At 75.7% G+C, this 7619-nt stretch carries 1 protein-coding gene (only partly in view); it reads left to right on the top strand.

The window, feature by feature from the left end; translation table 11 throughout:
- Positions 1-124: 124 nt before the first annotated feature.
- Positions 125-7619, top strand: partial view of a type I polyketide synthase gene (locus tag ACWEVP_RS25015; RefSeq protein ID WP_452064973.1) — the start only. It continues 14093 nt past the right edge of the window; only the first 7495 of its 21588 coding nucleotides appear in the window; its start codon is at positions 125-127; its stop codon lies off the right edge, out of view.

Genomic DNA, 7619 nt, shown 5'->3' with positions numbered 1-7619 from the left:
TCGTGCGGCCGTTCGAACCACCAGGGTAGCCGTTGCGCCTCGCGGCCCTCTCGGGTGCTCGGCGCTGCTGCGCCGCGACCGGCCGGAGGTTCCGGCCGCGCTGGCCGGCCTGGCCAAGGCGCACGTGTCCGGGCACGGACCCGGCTGGCCGGCCGTCCTGCCCGGTGGCCGCCGGATCGACCTGCCGACGTACCGCTTCCAGCGGCAGCGTTACTGGCTGGAGCCGTCTGTCGCCGCCGGGGCCGGAGACGACGCGTTCTGGTCCGCTGTGGACACCGGCACCCTCGCCGACGTGCTGGACCTGCCGGCCGACGCGGTCGGGGAACTGCTGCCGGCGCTGTCGGCCTACCGCGCCCGGCGGCACGAGCAGTCCACTGTGGACCGATGGCGGTACGGGATCGGCTGGGCGCCCGTGCCGGCCGCGCCGGCCGAGCTCACCGGGACGTGGCTGGCGGTCGTGCCGGAGGGCTTCACCTCCCCGGTCCTCGACGCCCTGGAGCGCCGCGGGTTCCTGCCCGTCACGCTCGACCGGCTGCCCGAGCGCGCCGACGGTGTCCTTTCCCTGCTGGCTCTCGATGGTGAGGCGTCCACGACCCTGCTGCGCACCATCGAGCTGGTCCGCGGTGCGACCGCCCCCGTCTGGGTCGCCACGCAGGGCGCGGTCTCCACCGGGCGGTCCGACCCGCTGCGCGCACCCGGGCAGGCTCCGCTGTGGGGCCTCGGCCGGGTCGCCGCGCTGGAGTACCCGCAGCTCTGGGGCGGTCTGGTCGACCTGCCCGCCGAGCTCGACGACCGCGCCCTCGACCGGCTCGTGGCCGTCCTGACCTCGGCCGAGGACCAGGTGGCGCTGCGCGCTTCGGGTGTCTTCGGCCGCCGGCTGCGGCGGACCGCCGGCGAGACCGCCGAGCCGTGGTCGCCGACCGGGACCGTGCTGATCACCGGCGGCACCGGCGCGCTGGGGTCGGTGGTCGCGCGGACGCTGGCCGAGAGCGGTGCCGGGCACCTCGTCCTGGCCGGCCGCCGCGGTCTCGAAGCCCCGGGCGCGGCGGCGCTGCGGGACGAGCTGACCGCGCTCGGCACCCGCGTCACCGTCGCCGCCTGCGACGTCGGCGACCGGGACGCCGTCGCCGGGCTGCTGGCCTCGCTGCCCGACCTCGACGCCGTCGTCCACACCGCCGGCGTCCTCGACGACGCCGTGCTCGAAGGCGTCACCGCCGAGCAGCTCGACACCGTGCTGCGGCCCAAGCTCGCCGCCGCGCGGCACCTCGACGAGCTGACCCGCGACCGCCCGCTGTCGGCGTTCGTGCTGTTCTCGTCGTTCGCGGGCAGTCTCGGCGCGGTCGGGCAGGCGGCCTACGCCGCCGCGAACGCCGGGCTCGACGCGCTCGCCGAACAGCGCCGCGCCGCCGGGCTCCCCGCCACCGCGGTGGCCTGGGGTCCGTGGGGTGGCAGCGGTATGGCGGCCGACGACCTGGTCGCCGACCGGATGCGCCGGGGTGGCGTGCCGCCGATGGCACCGCGCCTGGCCGTCGCCGCGTTGCGCCGCGCGATCGCCGGCGGGGAGCCGAACCCGATCGTCGCCGACGTCGACTGGGCGAAGTTCGTGCCCGGGTTCACCGCCACCCGCCCCAGCCCGCTGCTCGGCGACCTGCCCGAGGCGCGGGACGCGATGCGCACTCCCGGCGAACAGCCACTGCCGGAGCGGCTGGCCGGTCTGTCCACGGAGGACCAGTACGCGCTCCTGCTGGATCTCGTCCGTACCCAGGCCGCCGCCGTGCTCGGCTACCCCGGGCCGGAGGCGGTCGAGCCCGAGCGGGCGTTCAAGGACCTCGGCGTCGACTCGCTGACCGCCGTCGAGCTGCGCAACGGCCTCGGCGCGGCGACCGGGCGCCCGCTGCCCGCGACACTGGTGTTCGACTACCCGACCCCGGCCGCCGTCGCCACCCACCTGCGCGGCGAGCCGGCCGCGGCCCCGGCTGCCGCGCGGCCCGCCGTCGTCGAGGACGAGCCGCTCGCCATCGTGTCGATGGCCTGCCGCCTGCCCGGCGGGGTGCGCTCGCCCGAAGACCTGTGGGACCTCCTGGCCGGCGGCCGCGACGCCGTCACCACGTTCCCCGACGACCGCGGCTGGCCCCTGGCCGACCTGTACCACCCGGACCGCGGCCGCGAGGGCACCACCTACACGCGTCACGGCGGTTTCCTCGACGGGGTGGCCGACTTCGACGCCGGCTTCTTCGGCATCTCGCCGCGCGAGGCCCTCGCGATGGACCCGCAGCAGCGGCTGCTGCTGGAGACGTCTTGGGAGACCTTCGAGCGCGCGGGCATCGACCCGTCGTCGCTGCGCGGTGCCCAGGTCGGTGTCTACATCGGAACCAACGGCCAGGACTACGCGGCCCTGCTGCGCGAGGCCGGTGAAGGCGGTTCGGAAGGCCACGCCGGGACCGGGAACGCCGGCTCGGTCGTCTCCGGCCGGATCTCCTACGTGCTCGGCCTGGAAGGCCCCGCGGTCACGGTCGACACGGCGTGTTCGTCGTCGCTGGTGGCCCTGCACTGGGCGGCGCAGTCGCTGCGCTCGGGCGAATCCTCGATGGCGCTCGTCGGCGGCGTGACGGTGATGACGACGCCGGGCGCGTTCCTGGAGTTCGGCAAGCAGGGCGGCCTGGCCGAAGACGGCCGCTGCAAGGCGTTCGCGGACGGCGCGGACGGCACGGGCTGGGGCGAGGGCGTCGGCCTGCTGCTGGTGGAACGGCTGTCCGACGCGCGCCGCCACGGGCACCCGGTGCTCGCGCTGGTGCGCGGCTCCGCGGTGAACCAGGACGGTGCGTCGAACGGGCTGACCGCGCCGAACGGGCCTTCGCAGCAGCGGGTGATCCGGGCGGCGCTCGCTTCGGCCGGGTTGGCACCGTCCGATGTGGACGCCGTGGAGGCGCACGGCACCGGCACGACCCTGGGTGACCCGATCGAGGCGCAGGCGCTGATCACCGCCTACGGGCAAGACCGCGAGCGGCCGCTGTGGCTCGGTTCGCTGAAGTCCAACATCGGGCACACGCAGGCGGCCGCGGGAGTCGCGGGGATCATCAAGATGGTCCTCGCGCTGGAGCACGGCCTGCTGCCGAAGACCCTGCACGTCGACCGGCCGTCGCGGCACATCGACTGGAACGGCGGCGCGGTGGCGCTGCTGACCGAGGCGCAGGCCTGGCCGCCGGACGCCGGCCCGCGTCGTGCGGGCGTGTCGTCGTTCGGGGTCAGCGGCACGAACGCCCACGTGATCCTCGAAGGCGTGGCCACGACGGAGTCTCCGGCGGCCGCGGCCGGTCTCGTGCCGTGGGTGCTGTCCGGTCGGTCCGAAGCCGCGCTGCGGGAGGCCGCCGGTGACCTGCTGCGGCTGCCGGACGCCGATGTCGCGGACGTCGCCGCCGGTCTGGCCGGGCGAGCCGGTTTCGAGCACCGGGCCGTCGTGCTCGGGGCGGATTTCGCCGAGCTGGCGGCCGGTCTGGAAGCTCTCGCGGCCGGCGGGACGGCGGCGAACCTGATCCGCGGGGTGCAAGCCGCCGGCAAGTCGGCGTTCCTGTTCTCGGGCCAGGGCTCGCAGCGCGCCGGCATGGGGGCGGAACTGTACGCGCGGTTCCCCGTGTTCGCCGATGCCTTCGACGCGGTCTGCGCGCTGGTGGACCCGGCGCTGGAGCACCCGCTGCGGGAGGTCGTCTTCGGCGACTCCGCGCTGCTGGACGAAACCGGGTACACCCAGCCCGCGTTGTTCGCGATCGAAGTGGCGTTGTTCCGGCTGCTGGAGTCGTGGGGCGTCCGGCCGGACCACGTGGCGGGCCACTCGATCGGCGAGCTGGCGGCCGCGCACGTCGCCGGGGTCCTCTCCCTCGAGGACGCTTGCCGGCTGGTGGCGGCCCGGGCGAGCCTGATGCAGGCCCTGCCCTCGGGCGGGGCGATGCTGGCCGTGGAGGCCACCGAGGAGGAGGTCGCCGGGGTCCTGGGCGACGGCGCGGGTTTCGCGGCCGTCAACGGTCCACGAGCGATGGTGGTCTCGGGTGAGGTCGACGCCCTCGAGCCGATCGAGCGGCACTTCGCCGGGCTGGGCCGCAAGGTCCGGCGGCTGGCGGTGTCGCACGCGTTCCACTCGGCGTTGCTGGACCCGATGCTGGACGCGTTCGCGGCGGTCGCCGACGAGCTGACCTTCCACCCGCCGAAGATCCCGCTGGTGTCCACTGTGTCCGGCCGCTTGGCCGGCGACGAGATCCTGACGCCGGTGTACTGGGTGCGCCAGGTCCGCGAGCCGGTGCGGTTCGCCGATGCCGTCGCCACGTTGGCCGAGCTGGGCGTGACCGGCGGCGTCGAACTGGGCCCGGACGGCGTGCTTTCGGCGCTGGCCGCGTTCCCCTCGGTGCCGCTGCTGCGCAAGGACCGGCCCGAGGAACGGACGCTGCTCACCGCGCTGGCCCACCTCCACGTCGGCGGCCGCGGCCCGGACTGGGCCGCGGTGGTGCCGCGGGGGCGGTTCGTCGTGCTGCCCACCTACCCGTTCCAGCGCGAGCGTTACTGGCCGCGCATCACGAAGACCGCACCGGACGCCGAATTCTGGACGGCGGTCGAGCACGCCGGCCTGGCCGCGTTGTCGTCCACTCTGGACGCCGCCGAACGGGCCGGCCTCGAGACGGCGTTGCCGCTGCTTGCCCGGTGGCACAACGAGCGGGCCGGACTGTCCGCTGTGGACAAGTGGCGGTACGCGGTGAACTGGCGTCCGCTGTCCGGGCAGGCCGACCGGGCGCCGGGGACCTGGCTGCTGGTGCTCCCCGAGCACGGTGTCGAGCCGGACTTCGCCGAGGCGCTGACCGCGGGCCTCGACTGCGTTCCCGCGCGCCTGGCTGACTTGCCTGACGGCGACTTCGCGGGGGTGCTGTCCCTGCTCGCCTTCGACGAACGTCCTACAGCGGAAGGGATTCCGGCCGGGCTGGCGGCGACCCTGGAACTCCTGCAGACGCTCGGCGACACCGTGCCCCTGTGGTGCGTGACGTCGGGTGCGGTCTCCGTCGGCGGCGCCGACCCGGTCCGCAGCGCGACGCAGGCGGCGTTGTGGGGCTTCGGCCGGACCGCGGCGCTGGAACACGCGGGCCGCTGGGGCGGTCTGGTCGACCTGCCGCGGGCCCTCGACGACCGCGCGGTCGCCCGGCTCGCGAGCGTGCTCGGTGGGACCGAGGACCAGGTCGCGGTTCGCGACTCCGCTGTCTTCGGCGCGCGCCTGGAGCGCGCCCCGGCCGCGGCAGGCCGATCGTGGCGGCCCAGCGGCACCGTGCTGATCACCGGCGGGACCGGGGCGCTCGGCGCCGAAGTGGCCCGCTGGCTGGCCGGCGCCGGCGCCGGGCACCTCGTCCTGACCTCCCGCCGCGGCCTCGACGCCGCCGGCGCGCCGGAGCTGCGCGACGAACTGACCGCCCTGGGCGTCACCGCCACCGTCGCGGCCTGCGACGTCACCGACCGCGAAGCCCTCGCCGACCTGATCGGCGGCCTCGACGACCTCCGCGCCGTCGTGCACGCCGCCGGGGTCGCCCAGTCCGCGCCCCTCGCCGGGCTCACTCCCGCCGGGTTTGCCCGGTTCACCGCCGCCAAGCTCGCCGGCGCCGAGAACCTCGATGCCGTCCTCGGCGACCGCGAGCTGGACGCGTTCGTGCTGTTCTCCTCCATCGCGGGCGTCTGGGGCAGCGGGGGCCAGAGCGCCTACGCGGCCGCCAACGCCTACCTCGATGGCCTCGCCCACCGGCGCCGAGCGGCGGGGCTGGCCGCGACATCGGTCGCGTGGGGGCCCTGGGCCGGCGGGGGCATGCTCGCCGACGAGGGCGCCGAAGACCACCTGCGCCGCCGCGGTCTCCGCCCGTTGGCGCCGGACCTGGCGATCACCGCGCTGCGGCAGGCACTCGACGCCGGTGACACCGCCGTGACCGTGGCCGACGTCGACTGGGCGCGGTTCGCGCCCGGCTTCACCGCGGCCCGCGCCAGCGCCCTGCTCGGCGACCTGCCCGAGGTCCGGGACGCCCTCGACGTCCCGGTGGGAGCCGCCCCGCGTCCCGAGCTCTCCGCCGGCGAACTGCTCGACCTCGTCCAGCGCGAAGCCGCGGCCGCCCTCGGGCACGCCGACCCGGCGTCCGTCGCCGTGGACCGGCCGTTCCGCGACCTCGGCTTCGACTCCCTGACCGCCGTCGAGCTGCGCAACCGCCTGAGCACGGCCACCGGCCTGAAACTGCCGTCGACGCTCGTGTTCGACCACCCGTCGGCCACCGTGCTCGCGGACTTCCTCGTCGCCGAGCTCTTCGGCGGCGACGAGGAAGTCCCGGCTCAGCGCGTCGAAACGACCGACGAGCCGATCGCCATCGTCGGCATGAGCTGCCGCCTGCCCGGCGGCATCGCCTCGCCGGAGGACTTGTGGCGGCTGCTGGCCGACGGCGGCGACGCCATCTCGGCCTGGCCCGCCGACCGCGGCTGGGACGTCGAGGGCCTCTACGACCCCGATCCCGACGCCGAGGGCAAGAGTTACTCCCGCGACGGCGGCTTCCTGGCCGGCGCGGCCGAGTTCGACGCCGCCTTCTTCGAGATGAGCCCGCGCGAGGCCCTGGCCACCGACCCGCAGCAGCGGCTGCTGCTCGAAAGCTCGTGGGAAGCCCTGGAACGGGCGGGCATCGACCCGCGGTCCCTCGCCGGGACCAGCTCCGGCGTGTTCGTCGGCGCGGGCGTCTCCGGCTACGCCGCCGGCCTGCGCGAAGCCCCGGAAGGTCTCGGCGGGCACCTGCTCACCGGCAACGCGGGCAGTGTCCTTTCCGGACGGATCGCCTACCACCTCGGCGTCGAAGGCCCGGCCGTCACGCTGGACACCGCGTGCTCGTCCTCGCTGGTCGCCCTGCACCTCGCCGCCCGGTCCCTGCGCTCGGGCGAGTGTTCCCTGGCCCTGGCCGGCGGGGTCGCGGTGATGGCCAACCCCGCCGCGTTCGTCGAGTTCAGCCGGCAGCGCGGGCTCGCGCCCGACGGCCGGTGCAAGGCGTACTCCGCCGCCGCCGACGGCACCGGCTGGTCCGAAGGCGCCGGCGTGCTCGTGCTGGAACGGCTTTCCGACGCCCGGCGGCTCGGGCACCCCGTCCTGGCCGTGGTCCGCGGCTCCGCGGTGAACTCCGACGGCGCGTCCAACGGCCTGACCGCCCCGAACGGCCCGTCGCAGCAGCGCGTGATCCGGGCCGCGCTCGCCGACGCCGGGCTCGAACCGTCCGATGTGGACGCCGTCGAGGGGCACGGCACCGGTACCCGGCTCGGCGACCCGATCGAGGCGCACGCACTGCTGGCCACCTACGGCCGCGACCGCGACCGCCCGCTGTGGCTCGGTTCGCTGAAGTCCAACCTCGGGCACACCCAGGCCGCGGCCGGCGTCGCCGGGGTGATCAAGATGGTGCTCGCCCTGCAGCGCGAGCTCCTCCCGAAGACCTTGCACGCCGCGCAGCCGTCGTCCGAAGTGGACTGGACGGCGGGCAGCGTTTCCCTGCTCACCGAACCGGTGCCGTGGCGGGCGGGCGGACATCCGCGCCGGGCCGGCGTCTCGGCGTTCGGCGTGAGCGGCACCAACGCCC

This window comes from Amycolatopsis sp. NPDC003865, from assembly GCF_053605345.1.
Note: the sequence above shows the minus strand (reverse complement) of the source record. Positions and strands in the feature narration are given on the sequence as shown.